At 50.2% G+C, this 12,449-nt stretch carries 14 protein-coding genes; 5 read left to right on the top strand and 9 right to left on the bottom strand.

The window, feature by feature from the left end:
• The first annotated feature begins 15 nt into the window (after nucleotides 1-15).
• Nucleotides 16-921 carry a DNA-binding transcriptional activator PunR gene (punR, locus tag ACMHLI_RS12870; RefSeq protein WP_413529819.1) on the top strand — a complete coding sequence of 302 codons (906 nt, stop codon included), beginning with the start codon at nucleotides 16-18 and terminating at the stop codon, nucleotides 919-921.
• A 57-nt stretch (nucleotides 922-978) separates the two neighbouring features.
• Here the strand turns inward: punR and ACMHLI_RS12865 are convergent, their stop codons facing one another.
• Both ACMHLI_RS12865 and purR read right to left on the bottom strand, forming a co-directional pair.
• Nucleotides 979-1,428, bottom strand: coding sequence for a S6 family peptidase (locus tag ACMHLI_RS12865; protein WP_413529818.1), 450 nt, complete (start codon nucleotides 1,426-1,428; stop codon nucleotides 979-981).
• Between the two features lie 393 nt (nucleotides 1,429-1,821).
• The gene (gene purR / locus ACMHLI_RS12860; RefSeq protein WP_413529817.1) at nucleotides 1,822-2,847 is read right to left on the bottom strand and encodes an HTH-type transcriptional repressor PurR; all 1,026 of its coding nucleotides are present in this window, start codon (nucleotides 2,845-2,847) and stop codon (nucleotides 1,822-1,824) included.
• 333 nt (nucleotides 2,848-3,180) lie between these two features.
• On the opposite strand from purR, the gene ACMHLI_RS12855 reads away from it, so the two are divergent.
• The gene (locus ACMHLI_RS12855) at nucleotides 3,181-3,270 is read left to right on the top strand and encodes a YnhF family membrane protein (RefSeq protein ID WP_112168485.1); all 90 of its coding nucleotides are present in this window, start codon (nucleotides 3,181-3,183) and stop codon (nucleotides 3,268-3,270) included.
• A 166-nt stretch (nucleotides 3,271-3,436) separates the two neighbouring features.
• Here ACMHLI_RS12855 and ACMHLI_RS12850 read toward each other — a convergent pair whose 3' ends face one another.
• Nucleotides 3,437-4,351, bottom strand: a complete 915-nt coding sequence (locus ACMHLI_RS12850) for a C40 family peptidase (RefSeq protein ID WP_413529816.1) — start codon at nucleotides 4,349-4,351, stop codon at nucleotides 3,437-3,439.
• A gap of 462 nt (nucleotides 4,352-4,813) precedes the next feature.
• On the opposite strand from ACMHLI_RS12850, the gene ACMHLI_RS12845 reads away from it, so the two are divergent.
• Nucleotides 4,814-5,161 carry a Grx4 family monothiol glutaredoxin gene (locus ACMHLI_RS12845; RefSeq protein ID WP_056773605.1) on the top strand — a complete coding sequence of 116 codons (348 nt, stop codon included), beginning with the start codon at nucleotides 4,814-4,816 and terminating at the stop codon, nucleotides 5,159-5,161.
• A gap of 109 nt (nucleotides 5,162-5,270) precedes the next feature.
• On the opposite strand, the gene rnt is transcribed toward ACMHLI_RS12845, so the two are convergent.
• From rnt to ACMHLI_RS12830, 3 genes are all read right to left on the bottom strand, one after another.
• On the bottom strand, nucleotides 5,271-5,987 hold the full coding sequence (gene rnt, locus ACMHLI_RS12840) for a ribonuclease T (RefSeq protein ID WP_413529815.1): 717 nt from the start codon (nucleotides 5,985-5,987) through the stop codon (nucleotides 5,271-5,273).
• Between the two features lie 103 nt (nucleotides 5,988-6,090).
• Complete coding sequence (gene gloA / locus ACMHLI_RS12835; RefSeq protein ID WP_213052384.1) at nucleotides 6,091-6,498, bottom strand: lactoylglutathione lyase; 408 nt, start codon at nucleotides 6,496-6,498, stop codon at nucleotides 6,091-6,093.
• A 160-nt stretch (nucleotides 6,499-6,658) separates the two neighbouring features.
• Entirely contained in the window at nucleotides 6,659-7,750 is a 1,092-nt protein-coding gene (locus ACMHLI_RS12830; RefSeq protein ID WP_112168488.1) for an alkene reductase, read from the bottom strand.
• A gap of 200 nt (nucleotides 7,751-7,950) precedes the next feature.
• Here ACMHLI_RS12830 and ACMHLI_RS12825 point away from each other — a divergent pair, with 200 nt between their 5' ends.
• A complete protein-coding gene (locus tag ACMHLI_RS12825; RefSeq protein WP_112168489.1) occupies nucleotides 7,951-8,190 on the top strand; it encodes a DUF1289 domain-containing protein in 240 nt (79 codons plus the stop codon).
• Nucleotides 8,191-8,307: 117 nt separating this feature from the next.
• A complete protein-coding gene (locus ACMHLI_RS12820; RefSeq protein WP_413529814.1) occupies nucleotides 8,308-9,204 on the top strand; it encodes an aldo/keto reductase in 897 nt (298 codons plus the stop codon).
• An 18-nt stretch (nucleotides 9,205-9,222) separates the two neighbouring features.
• Here the strand turns inward: ACMHLI_RS12820 and ACMHLI_RS12815 are convergent, their stop codons facing one another.
• The 3 genes from ACMHLI_RS12815 to ACMHLI_RS12805 are packed head-to-tail and all read right to left on the bottom strand — an operon-like array spanning nucleotide 9,223 to nucleotide 12,368.
• Nucleotides 9,223-11,274: an FUSC family protein gene (locus ACMHLI_RS12815; RefSeq protein WP_413529813.1), complete on the bottom strand. Its 2,052-nt coding sequence runs from the start codon at nucleotides 11,272-11,274 to the stop codon at nucleotides 9,223-9,225.
• 9 nt (nucleotides 11,275-11,283) lie between these two features.
• Complete coding sequence (locus ACMHLI_RS12810; protein WP_413529812.1) at nucleotides 11,284-12,141, bottom strand: efflux RND transporter periplasmic adaptor subunit; 858 nt, start codon at nucleotides 12,139-12,141, stop codon at nucleotides 11,284-11,286.
• Nucleotides 12,138-12,368: a DUF1656 domain-containing protein gene (locus tag ACMHLI_RS12805; protein ID WP_413529859.1), complete on the bottom strand. Its 231-nt coding sequence runs from the start codon at nucleotides 12,366-12,368 to the stop codon at nucleotides 12,138-12,140. Before ACMHLI_RS12805 ends, ACMHLI_RS12810 begins: the two co-directional genes overlap by 4 nt.
• Nucleotides 12,369-12,449 lie beyond the last annotated feature (81 nt).

Below are 12,449 nucleotides of genomic sequence, written 5' to 3'. Positions count from 1 at the left end.
ATTGAAGGCTAACTGATGTGGTCCGAATATGCACTTGACGTTGTGGATGCAGTAGCACGAACCGGCAGTTTCAGCGCCGCGGCGCAAGATCTTCACCGCGTGCCTTCTGCTATCAGCTACACTGTCCGTCAGCTCGAGCAATGGCTGGCCGTTCCGCTGTTTGAACGGCGGCATCGGGATGTGGTGCTGACTCCTGCAGGGAAGGTTTTTGTTGATGAAGCGCGGATTCTGACAAAAAAAATGATAGCCACGCGGCGTCAATGTCAGCAGGTTGCCAACGGCTGGCGCGGCGAACTGCGTGTGGCGGTGGACAGGATTGTTAAACCGGCCAGAACTCGCCGTCTGGTATTAGATTTTTACCGGCATTTCCCTGATACCGAACTGATTATCCATTCTGAAGTGTTTAATGGCGTCTGGGATGCGCTTGTGGATGGCCGTGCGGACGTCGCTATCGGTGCAACGCGCGCCGTTCCGGTTGGCGGGCGTTTTAGTTTCCGCGATATGGGGTTTATGGACTGGCACTGTGTGGTCAGTCCGCAGCATCCGCTGGCGCAACATACCGGTGCGCTAAATGACGAACAGCTGCGCCCTTATCCGGCGCTGTGTCTGGAGGATACCTCGCGGACTTTACCCAAGCGCGATACCTGGACGCTGGATAACCAACGGCGTCTGGTGGTGCCTGACTGGACCTGTGCGCTGGAGTGTCTGACTGAGGGGTTATGCGTGGGTATGATGCCGGTTCATCGCGTTATGCCGTGGATTGAACAACAAAAATTGCAGATTCTCACGCTGGAGAACAGATTCCCGGACAGCCCGTGCTGCCTGACGTGGGATCAAAGTAACGCGTCGCCATCGCTGGCCTGGTTGCTGGAATATATGGGCGATACACAAACGATGAACAGCGAATGGCTGCGCGATTAGAAAATAAAACTCCATCTCTTTACGGGATGGAGTTTTACTTACTTGGTGAATGTTCTATTAGAACGTCACTCTGATACCCGCATTGCCTTGCCACGAATTAATGCCTTCATCATCGCTGCTCAGACGCTGCTGATACTGGAAATATCCTGGATCATCATTTCTGGCAATAAATTTATAGCTGTAAGCGTATTTGGCGCCATTGCCGAACTTGCTCGATGTGAACTTGGTATTGTGCGCAACGCTGACGATATAGGACGGCGCTACGAGTGTTCCCGTGGCGTAATCATCCGTAGAACTTAAATCAGGTATTGGGAAATTCAATATGTCCGCAGATGTTCCATCCAGTTTAAATACTTCTATATTTTCTGCTCCGGGGGTATATTTACCCTTGTTTTCAGCGAAGTCCCGGTAGTCTTGTACCGAGACATCGTCACGCATTATTCCTGCATGAGTATTGAAAATAGCGCAAGAGATCAGTGTTGCCAGTAAACTTGGCTTCCATTCCATTAAATTTCCCTACTTCCTTTTAAAAGACGCAAGATATTAATTGAACCTTATTGGGAAGTGAAGTTATGATTGTTAGGGCCTGTTTAGGCGGGTGATATATAATACCTATTCATTTGAAATGTATAATGAAACATCACCTCAAAATGTTTTTATATCATTTATGTTTTACAAATAACTCACGGGTATAATATTATGGTTGATTATCAATTGCAGTGAATTAATGCGCATGGCAAATGAATTCATATAATAATTAAAAAGGGAAAACCTGATTTTCCTTAAACAATATTCACTTTAAATTAACGTGATTCACTTTAAATTAACGTGCTCGTAGCGGAAAAACGCCTGCAAGTGCAGGCGCAATAAGGTATTAACATCAGTTATTACAGGCAAATATTAACGGCGATAGTCACGGTACGGCCCGTCAGCCACCGAGCGGCGTTCTACCAGTTTCGGATGTACCTCGATGGTCTGCGATTCTTCACGCTTACTGACGATGCGATCCAGCAACATCGTGAAGGCCATTTCGCCCAGGCGCTCTTTCGGCTGATGCACCGTTGTCAGCGCAGGTGAGAAGTAACGGGCATTGCGAACGTTATCATATCCGATAACGGAAATGTCTTGAGGAACGCGCAAACCAAACTCATCGGCTGCACAAATCGCGCCCATCGCCATGACGTCGCCGCCACAGAAAACGGCGGTCGGGCGTTGTTTTTGCATCAGGATTTTCTGCATCGCCTGGTAACCTGACTCTGGTTCGAAATCACCCTGAACTACCCATTCTTCACGCAAAGGAATATTGGCTTCCGTCAGCGCTTTCACAAAACCCTGAAAGCGGCCACCGCCGGTGTTACGCGCCAGCTGCCCTGGGATCACGCCGATATCGCGATGACCACGTTCAATCAGATAGCGTCCGGCCATGTAACCACCTTCAAACGCATTATCGATAATGCTGTCGGTGAAGTTTTTACGCGCTTCGCCCCAGTCCATGACGACCATTGGGATTGACCGGTATTCTTCCAGCATGTTCAGCAGTTCATCAGGATATTCCGCACACATCACCAGCAAACCATCGACACGTTTTTGTGCCAGCATCGCCAGATATGCCTGTTGCTTATCCAGATTGTTGTGTGAATTACACAAAATCAACGTATAGCCTTTGGAGAAGCAACTGTTTTCCACGGCTTCAATCACTTCTGCAAAATAGGGCGCTTCGCTCGAGGTCGCCAGCAGGCCGATCGTTTTAGTGTTATTGACCTTCAGGCTGCGTGCGACGGCGCTTGGCGAGTAGTGCAAGTCTTTGATGGCCAGCAGAACCGCGGCTTTAGTGTCTTCGGCGACGAAACGTGTTTTATTGATGACGTGCGACACGGTTGTGGTGGAAACGCCAGCGCGCTTTGCGACATCTTTAATCGTTGCCATGTAAGGAATGACTCCTGAACTCACGTGTTTCAGCACGTTAGCATTATGTTAATCGTTTGCTTGCGTGGATTTCACTGCGAGCTAATAAAAAGGCAGTGAAATCGTTGGGTGAGTTCGTCAGAGTGAGGCGTAAAGCGCCCTCGGGAGAAATCGACCGGCACACAGGCGTGGTAACCGACAATTTTCTCTTATATTGCAGGAAAGTGGAAGTGTTATTGTAGGTTATCGGGCATGAATCAACGCGGGATTTTAGACGTGAAGTATGAGAAAATGCGTTGGCACACATTTAGTGTGGCTAAATGAAGCGCCACAATTGATCTGTAAGGGGGTTTTATGGACCGCAATCTAAAATTGTCATTAATCACCACGGTTTGCGCTTTGCTTGTGATTGTCGCTTTCAGCTTCACCGCAGTGATGAACTAAAAGACGCGCAAGTCAGGCAATAAAAAGGGCGATTACCTGTTACAGGAATCGCCCTTTTCAATTTTACGCAGTGACCTTTAGCGCCGATACTCTTTCCTGCAGAAACGCTTCGTTAAATGCTATTCAATGGCTGATTAGCGAAACTTCAGACTTAACGAACTGTTTATTATCGGATCGTTTTCGGGGTCATTACCCGACGTGCGCCTACGTAATGGTCTTGCCAGTAATCATCGCCCAGAGAGGTGATTTTGATGTCTTCACCGGTACGCGGAGACTGAATAAATTTGCCGTTGCCGACGTAAACCCCGACATGGTCCGCGGCTCCGCGGTTATTGATTCTAAAGAACACCAGATCGCCCGATTCCAGCTCGCCGCGTTTTACCGGCGCTGCGTCGCGCAGGTGGTACATTTCGTTGGCCGTGCGCGGCATCTTAATGCGAATCAAATCTTTGTACGCGTAATAAACTAAACCACTGCAATCGAATCCGGTATTAGGTGAGGTACCACCCCAGCGATAAGGCTTGCCAACCTGATGCATCAGCTTTGTCATCGCTGTTTGCTGCGCATGTTGATAACGTTTCTTATGCGTCGCACTTAATGTAATCGGCTTACTGTCTTCTTCAACTAACTTTTTACCTTTGCGGTGTCGACCATAAGGTTCTTTCCTGCTGGCCTTCGTCGTGGTGTTTTTTGCCAGAGCCCGGGTTTTAGATTTCTTATCGGCTTTGCTTTCGGCCCGCGTGGTCTTGAGTGTTTTTTCTTTTTTGCTCTCAGCCTGGGTTGCGGCCCGTGTCGTTTTTAGGGTTTTTTCTGAAGAGGTTTTTCGCTTCACCAACTCTGTGCTTTTGACTCTTTTCTTCGCATTCTTTTCGTGGCTCTGTTGTTCTTTAACCGGTGCCACTTTAGTTTTTTTAGTGGTTTTGGCCGCTACCGTTTTTCGCTTTCGGCGTTCTTCAGGGGTGACCTGATTAACGTGACTCTTTTTCTGATCGGCCGTAACGCGGGTCTGCGGTGAGGCCTGGGCTATATTCAAAAATAGCTGGGTAAAGAGCAGCACAAAAAGCGTGAACAGTAAGCGCATAGCTTCGTTACCATGAGTGGTTAGGTTAAACATCAGAGATGTCAGAGTATTGCCTAAAAGAACCAGACAAAACAGCACGAATTGCCTCGATTCTAGATCATATTGTGAGAAAAAGTTAATAGCTTTTTTTATGCTGAAATAAACGCCATTTTTAGTTAAAAAAATGACCACTTTTCAGTATGTTAATATTTGAGTGAAACCATGGTGAATTGCAAATCCGGTGTTAACCCGGCCGGCAAAAATGTTATTCTCCATGAATCTTTTATTTTGTGAGCCCTAACGCAGGCACCAAAAATAGTGAAATAAAATGCCAGTATTGAGAAAGACCCTGCAAAAAATGGCGTTTTTATCTGACTGCTGCCATCGTTACAATAGAGGGTAGTGTGATTCAGCACCGTTTTTGAGTGCTGCGCGTGAAGAGTAATGACCGTGACAGCCTGTACCGGCTTGAGGAAGCAAGAAATGACCACTCCAACTATTGAAAAAATTCAGAAGCAAGTTTCTGAAAACCCGATTCTGCTGTACATGAAAGGTTCTCCAAAACTGCCAAGCTGCGGTTTTTCTGCACAAGCTGTGCAGGCGTTGTCTGCCTGTGGCGAACGCTTCGCGTACGTTGATATCTTGCAGAACCCGGACATCCGCGCAGAAATGCCTAAGTTTGCCAACTGGCCAACGTTCCCACAACTGTGGGTGGATGGTGAACTGGTCGGCGGCTGCGACATCGTCATTGAGATGTATCAGCGCGGCGAACTGCAACAGCTGATCAAAGAAACGGCTGAGAAATATAAATCTTCTGAATCTGAAGAGTAATCAGCAGAAGTCATTGGCTGCCTGAGCGGTGGTGAATGAAAGTGAAAAGAGCGACATTGCGTCGCTCTTTTTGTTTTTATACTGGCTGGATTCGCACCGATTAAAACTGTTACTGCTGATTTTCTTCCGATGCGGTTTCATCTTCAAGCTCTTCGGCGTTCATCGCCAGGGGCCAGCCACCTAAACGTTTCCAGCGGTTCACCAGCTCACAGAACAGTTCTGCGGTGCGTTCGGTGTCATACAGGGCAGAATGCGCCTGACTGCTGTCGAAAACCATGCCCGCGCTGATACAGGCCTTTGCCAGCACGGTCTGCCCAAGAACCAGCCCGCTTAATGCGGCGGTATCAAACGTGGCAAAGGGATGGAACGGGTTACGTTTCAATCCGGCGCGTTCGGCAGCGGCCATCAGGAAGCTGTGATCGAAATTGGCGTTGTGCGCCACGATGATCGCCCGGTTGCAATTCTGCTCTTTCATCCCTTTACGGATGACTTTGAATATCTCATGCAGAGCATCGTATTCACTGACCGCACCGCGCAGCGGATTGGTTGGGTCAATCCCGTTAAAAGCCAGCGCCTCGGGCACCAGAATGGAGCCTTCAAACGGCTCAACGTGGAAATGTACGGTCTCGTCGCTTTCCAGCCAGCCGTCTTCATCCATTTTCAGCGTGATTGCCGCAATTTCCAGCAGCGCATCAGTTTTGGCGTTAAATCCGGCAGTTTCTACGTCGATCACTACGGGATAAAAACCACGGAAACGGCCTTTCAGCGCGTTAATGTCACTATTCTCGGCCATTAGTTTCTTATCTTCATCGAATTCAGCGCACATTATGACAAATTTTGCCGCCACTTGCAGGCGTGAGGTAAACATTCGGCAATAAAGCGGGCAATAAAAAGGGCGCTTTCGCGCCCTGAAGCCAGTTAGCAACGTATCAGTTGCCCAGACCCTGACCTGCATGTTTGGATTCGATCAGCTCGATTTTATAACCGTCTGGATCTTCCACAAACGCAATAATGGTGGAGCCGCCTTTAACCGGGCCCGCCTCACGGGTGACTTTGCCACCGGCGTTGCGGATGTCGTCGCAGGTTTGTGCCACGTTATCGACGCCTAATGCGATGTGACCGTAGGCAGTGCCGAGGTCATAGCTATCAACGCCCCAGTTGTAGGTCAGCTCAATGACTGCGCCTTCGCTTTCATCGGTGTAACCGACAAACGCCAGAGAATATTTGTATTCGGTATTTTCGCTGGTACGCAGCAAACGCATACCTAAAACGTCAGTGTAAAAGCTGATAGCACGTTGCAGATCGCCGACGCGAAGCATGGTATGGAGTAAACGCATAGGTTCCTCTTTTATTTGCAGGATGAGAATAATCAGGTTCAGCCTAACCGATAGAGGCGGTTTTGTCTGTAAAACACAGAACAGGTGTTGAAACTCTGAACAAAAAAAGGCGACCGGAGGGTATCGGTCGCCTGCTGATGGAGACTACTGGTTTAAACGGTTACAGCGTTGGGTAATCCGTATAACCCTGAGCGTCGCCGCCGTAGAAGGTTTCTGGTTTTGGTTCATTAAGCGGGGCATGAGATTTCAGACGCTCGACCAGATCCGGGTTTGCGATATAGCTGCGGCCAAAGGCAACGGCGTCGATATACCCTTTTTCGATCAGCTCTTCGCCTTTTTCCGCGGTGTAAGCACCGGCACCTACAATGACGCCCTGATAATGCGCACGGATCACTTCACGCAACTCTGTGGTGTATGGTTTGCCGCCGGCCCAGTCAGGTTCGGAAATATGCAGATAGGCCAGTTTGCGTTTGTTCAGTTCGTCCAGCAGATAGATGGCTGCCTGCACCTGATCTTCACCGTTATCCAGACCGTTGAACGGACCCAGTGGGGAAATGCGGATCCCCACGCGCTCTGCGCCGATTGCTTCAATCGCAGCATCAACCACTTCCAGCGTCAGGCGGGTACGGTTCTCGATGCTGCCGCCGTACTGGTCTTCACGCAAGTTAGAAGCCGGAGACATGAACTGGTGCAGCAGATAGCCGTGTGCCGCGTGCAGCTCAATGTAATCGAAACCGGCTTCTGCGGAATACGCGGCGGACTGACGGAAATCATTAATGATACCTGGGATCTCACTCAGTTCCAGCGCACGCGGCGTCGGGCAGTCGACGCGGATAGCGTTGCCTTGCTCATCACGCAGGCTGGTGCGGGTGTTTGGGTTTACAGCGGATGCTGAAACTGGCGTCTGGTTATCTGGCTGAACACTGTTGTGTGAGATGCGGCCGGTGTGCCACAGCTGAACGGCGATGTGCCCGTTTTTATCATGAACACCCGCAACGATTTTCTTCCACGCAGCAACCTGTTCCGGCGTGTGCAAACCCGGGGCGCCCGCGTAACCTTTGGCCTGGAAGGAAACTTGCGTCGCTTCTGTGATGATAAGGCCGGAACTGTGGCGCTGTGCGTAATACTCGCCCATCAGCGGCGTCGGGATATCACCCGGTTCAATGCTGCGCAGACGGGTCAGGGGAGCCATAAAGACGCGGTTCGGTAACGTGTTTTTACCGACAACAATCGGGGAGAAAAGCTTAGTCATTTCAGTAACTCCGAGGTTAATGGATCGATCGGTATGAGGTGAAGAAAAGTGCTCTGCATCATACGACCTTAGTTATATGGGTACTTTTTAACGTATCTGCCCCGTCTCTGACTACGCGCAAGGTGCCTTTTTATAAATCACCTTGCGGGATGGCGAGAAAACGTCTTGAATGAAAGCTCACCGTTAATTGCGGAGGGTATGTGGCTCAACAGCTCGAGTTCTTTGAAATCCCCAGCCCGTGCCGTGGCATTTGTCAGGCCGATGAGCGGGGCTATTGTCGTGGTTGCCAGCGCAGCCGCGATGAGCGTTTTGGCTGGATTAAAATGACCGATACCGAGAAACGCCACGTGCTGCGTTTATGCCAGCAACGCTTATTGCGTCAGCAGCGTGCCGGAAAATTACCGGATGAGCCTCTGCCTGAACAGCCTGAGCTTTTTTAATCACCAAAGCGGGCATTCCCGTTTCACTTCCTGTTCATTCTTCCTGTCAGCATCAATACAGCGCGCCGGTCGTTGTGTATTCTGTGGGTCGAAAATACCAAAAATAAGGAAATCATCATGGATCCACGTACTCCTATATCGCCGCAAGGCCCGGTTTTCTCAACGCTGATTTGTGGCTACTGGCGTCTGATGGAATGGGACATGACACCGCAGCAGCTTTTGACGTTCATGGAGCAACATATAGAGCTGGGCATCACGACCGCTGATCACGCCGATATCTACGGTGGGTATCAGTGCGAAGCGGCCTTCGGCGAAGCATTGCGCCTGAAGCCTGCGCTGCGTGATCAAATGCAGCTGGTCAGCAAATGCGGGATTGCGACCACCGCCGATCCTGAAAACAAAATCGGCCACTACATTACGGATACGCAGTACATCATTCAGCGTGCAGAAAAATCCCTGAGCAATCTGCATACCGATCATCTGGATTTACTGTTGATCCACCGCCCGGATCCGCTGATGGATGCTGACGAAGTGGCTGAAGCTTTCACACAGCTGCATAAAAGTGGCAAAGTGAAACACTTCGGCGTCTCTAACTTCACGCCTGCGCAGTTTAGTCTGCTGCAGTCGCGCCTGCCTTTCACGCTGGTGACTAATCAGGTTGAGATTTCCCCGATCCATCAGCCTGCTATCCTCGACGGTACGTTAGATCTCTGCCAGCAGCTGCGCATCAAACCGATGGCGTGGTCGTGTCTGGGTGGTGGGCGTCTTTTCAGCGATGCCGAATTCCAGCCGCTGCGCGATGAACTTCAGACCGTGGCGAATGAAATGGGGGCCGAGAATATCGAGCAGGTAGTCTATGCGTGGATTATGCGTCTGCCGTCAGAGCCGTTGCCGATCATCGGGTCCGGTAAAATCGAGCGTGTTAAATCTGCGTATAAATCGTTGTCACTGGAAATGACCCGCCAGCAGTGGTTCCGTATTCGTAAAGCAGCGCTGGGCTACGACGTTCCGTAACCCAGTGCTGTCTGACGGTCAGGTGGGTTTTGCAGAGGTTATCGCGGGGCTCGCCGGACCGTCATCCGTCGAAATCGCCTGTTGCAGCTGCGACAGTGAGCAGTATAACCGCCAGATAATACCCGCCAGTTCACGCGCAGCCGGTTCAGGGTGATGCGCCAGCGAATTGCTCATGCGCAATAATTCTACCAGCGTTGCATCCAGATTCTCGTGGCTAACGCCACGCTCGGTCATCACACCTTTGAGACAATGAATACACACGTCACGCACTGCAGACAGCGGATCTGAGCGAGTTCCCCATTCGCGTAACTGCCAGACGATGTGGCTGCAGTTAAGCAATACTACGCCCCAGCGCAGCAGCCAGGTACGGGAATGCTGATCTTTACTCTGATTGAGCTGGTTCATTCGGTGGTAAATCAGTGATTCAAACTGAAAATGGCTGAGCGAAGGTTTTCGGCTGAGCTGATCCATAAAATCGCGGCGCAGTGCACGAATAATGCGGCGGCTTTTACGCTTATCCGAACTTGGTCGTAAGACCTGAAACGCAATACCTGCCAGGGTTACGCCGACGATTTTGGCCACGCCACCATTCATAAACGCTCCGTAGTCGTAGTTTGGTGGGTTAGTCACCGCCAGAAACGAGCCTAAAAAGACGATCATCTGTCCCCATAAACCGGCATAGCGTTTGTACTGCAATTTCATCATCTGCATAGTGACTAACATTGGCAGGAAGAATGCACAAAATACCCAGAAATTGTCGATCTGAATCATCAACCCGAACTTGAGAATAAAACAGCCGATGAACAGCAATCCCAGTGATTTGATCAGCAATGTCACGCTGCTGATAGGGGAACTGGTAGAGGAGTAGAGCACGCAGCTGACCGCCGTCAGCGCGACGGCACCGGAACCAGAATCCCACTGCGTTGTCATCCAAAACGCACAGCCGACCACAATACACAGGAAGGTGCGCAGACCGTTGTAGGCGGCCTCTACGGTGTCGGTATGCTGGGCCAAATGGCTAATTTTTGGCGGCTGAAGCGTCTCTGCTTCTGCGGCATTGGCATTTTCCACGCGGCGTAACCAGCGCTCGTTGCGCAGATAAAGCCAGCAGAAATCGCGTAAACGTATCCAGAACGCCTGATGACGGAAATCGGCGGTGTCCTGAGGTTTAATGAGTCTGAGGATCTTCGACAGTTTGTATTTATCGGTGTCCGGCTTACGTAACTCGTCAAGCAATACGTTAAGGACGGAGGCCAGATTTTCAGGCTGCTGGGGCCAGTTGAGCAGCATACGGCGCAGGCTGGAAATATAACTGGTCATGCGCAGTTGTTGATGTAGTAAATAATTGAGCACGTTATTCTGACGGCGCAGACGGTAATGGCTCCAGACGGCCTGGATACGCAGCAAATTGAGCGTCAGAATCTGGCCGATCAGCCCCTCATGTGAGCTGCGGATCTTGTCATTCACTTCGGCATTCCACAGCAACTGAGCATGTTCCAGCAACTGCGTGTGCATTTTACGCAAAGAGGTGAGCAGGGCGTCACCGTCAGATGTGCTCGGCAGCACCATCATCATAAAACCACCACACAGAATACCGGTGATCACTTCGCCGACGCGCGCCTGTGCGATATCAAAAATTTGCGTCGTGTCGGTGACATTAACGGTTGAAAATACGATGATCGCCGCCGTGTAACCGGCCAGTGCGAAAGCGTATGAGACATTGTTCTGGTAGTGGTTGGAGATGTATGTACACAGCCCCAGCCAACCCGCGATAGCAAAGGTGAAAAGCCAGGGCTCATTGAGACAATGGCCGGCGATAAATACCGCTGCGAGCGCGCCGAGCAAGCTGCCGATGATACGACCAATACTTTTACTGATCACCCCACCGACGGTCGGAAAACTGACCACGGCGGCGGAGGTTAACGCCCAGTAGGGTTCGTCCATCTGAAATTCAAAAGCGATAAGCAGTGACAGTACCATCGCGATTGAATTGCGCAGGGCATAGCGCCATTGGCCGCCCGTGGCTTTTCCCCACGGGGTGTTTTTCCATTCCAGCCAAGAGAAGTTCACGGCGCGGCCTTAATTACGGATCGAAATTGTGCAAGTGGTTCCTGCGACCAGCACGGTATGCTCTGGCACATCCTGAAGCTTGATGCGCACCGGTACACGCTGCGCCAGACGTACCCACGGAACGTTCGGTTTCACATTCATCAGCAGGTCATCAGAGGCATCCTGACTCTGATCGTAAATCGCCCGTCCAATACTTTCCACCTGACCTTTTAACGGGATATTACCGTTGAATAAGGTGATATCAGCCAGCGCGCCCTCACGGATATTCTTCAATTTAGTTTCTTCGAAATAGCCCAGCACATAGAAAGAGTGAATATCCACCAGACCGACCAGCGGCGTACCCGTGGAGGCGTAATTGCCCTTACGGGTTTGCAGATTGGTGATATAACCGTCAGTTGGCGCGACAATACTGGTTTTGCTCAAATTCCATTTCGCCTGCTCCAATGATGACTGTGCAGCCTGATAGGCCGCCTGCATCGCCTTGGCGCTAATATTAGATTCATCGAGCGACTCTGCAGAAATAACATTGGTGCCCAGGCCACGGCGTCGTGTAGCTTCATGATTGGCTTTGGTTAAATCTGCGGCGGCTTTCGCCAGATCGGCCTCGGCATTATTCACCGCAATTTTAAATGGCACCGGATCCAGACTGAACAACGGATCACCACTTTTCACGAACTGGTTGTCATGCACATTGATATCAATAATGCGACCGGACACTTCCGGCGTGATATCAACAATTTCGGCCCGCACTTTTCCATCGCGAGTCCAGGGCGATTGCATGTAGAAATTCCACATCCACCATCCTGCACATATTGCGACCGCGAAAACCAACACTGTTGAGAAATATTTTAGGGTTTTAAATTTCATTTTAAGAGGTTCACCATGAGCAACAGTGCAGCACAAATAGAGATCACAAAAAGGGATAAATCCATCAACGTTGGATGCCAGACTTCACCGGAATAGATCCAATCACGCAGCAGCCGATGTATCAAAAGCCAGAATACCAATCCCAGTAAAAATGCTTTGAAAATTGGAGGGAAATAAAGTGAGGCACCTAGCACCAAATCAGGGAGCGGGAAGCCTGCTTGAAACATTTGGGTATTCACAATATTAATCTCTGCCAGTGATTGTGTTATAAACGAGTTTGCCATTAGATGCCGGGATGTAGCTTCCGG

The organism is Rahnella inusitata, from assembly GCF_965118895.1.
Lineage (GTDB): Bacteria > Pseudomonadota > Gammaproteobacteria > Enterobacterales > Enterobacteriaceae > Rahnella > Rahnella inusitata_A.
The sequence above is the reverse complement of the archived record's forward strand: the minus strand, read 5'-3'. Positions and strand labels throughout refer to the sequence as shown.

What these genes read in the sequence shown, in the direction of transcription:
- punR (WP_413529819.1), top strand. Translation starts at nt 16, where the DNA reads ATGTGGTCCGAATATGCACTTGACGTTGTGGATGCAGTAGCACGAACC.
- ACMHLI_RS12865 (WP_413529818.1), bottom strand. Translation starts at nt 1,428, where the DNA reads ATGGAATGGAAGCCAAGTTTACTGGCAACACTGATCTCTTGCGCTATT.
- purR (WP_413529817.1), bottom strand. Translation starts at nt 2,847, where the DNA reads ATGGCAACGATTAAAGATGTCGCAAAGCGCGCTGGCGTTTCCACCACA.
- ACMHLI_RS12855 (WP_112168485.1), top strand. Translation starts at nt 3,181, where the DNA reads ATGGACCGCAATCTAAAATTGTCATTAATCACCACGGTTTGCGCTTTG.
- ACMHLI_RS12850 (WP_413529816.1), bottom strand. Translation starts at nt 4,351, where the DNA reads ATGCGCTTACTGTTCACGCTTTTTGTGCTGCTCTTTACCCAGCTATTT.
- ACMHLI_RS12845 (WP_056773605.1), top strand. Translation starts at nt 4,814, where the DNA reads ATGACCACTCCAACTATTGAAAAAATTCAGAAGCAAGTTTCTGAAAAC.
- rnt (WP_413529815.1), bottom strand. Translation starts at nt 5,987, where the DNA reads ATGTGCGCTGAATTCGATGAAGATAAGAAACTAATGGCCGAGAATAGT.
- gloA (WP_213052384.1), bottom strand. Translation starts at nt 6,498, where the DNA reads ATGCGTTTACTCCATACCATGCTTCGCGTCGGCGATCTGCAACGTGCT.
- ACMHLI_RS12830 (WP_112168488.1), bottom strand. Translation starts at nt 7,750, where the DNA reads ATGACTAAGCTTTTCTCCCCGATTGTTGTCGGTAAAAACACGTTACCG.
- ACMHLI_RS12820 (WP_413529814.1), top strand. Translation starts at nt 8,308, where the DNA reads ATGGATCCACGTACTCCTATATCGCCGCAAGGCCCGGTTTTCTCAACG.
- ACMHLI_RS12810 (WP_413529812.1), bottom strand. Translation starts at nt 12,141, where the DNA reads ATGAAATTTAAAACCCTAAAATATTTCTCAACAGTGTTGGTTTTCGCG.
- ACMHLI_RS12805 (WP_413529859.1), bottom strand. Translation starts at nt 12,368, where the DNA reads ATGTTTCAAGCAGGCTTCCCGCTCCCTGATTTGGTGCTAGGTGCCTCA.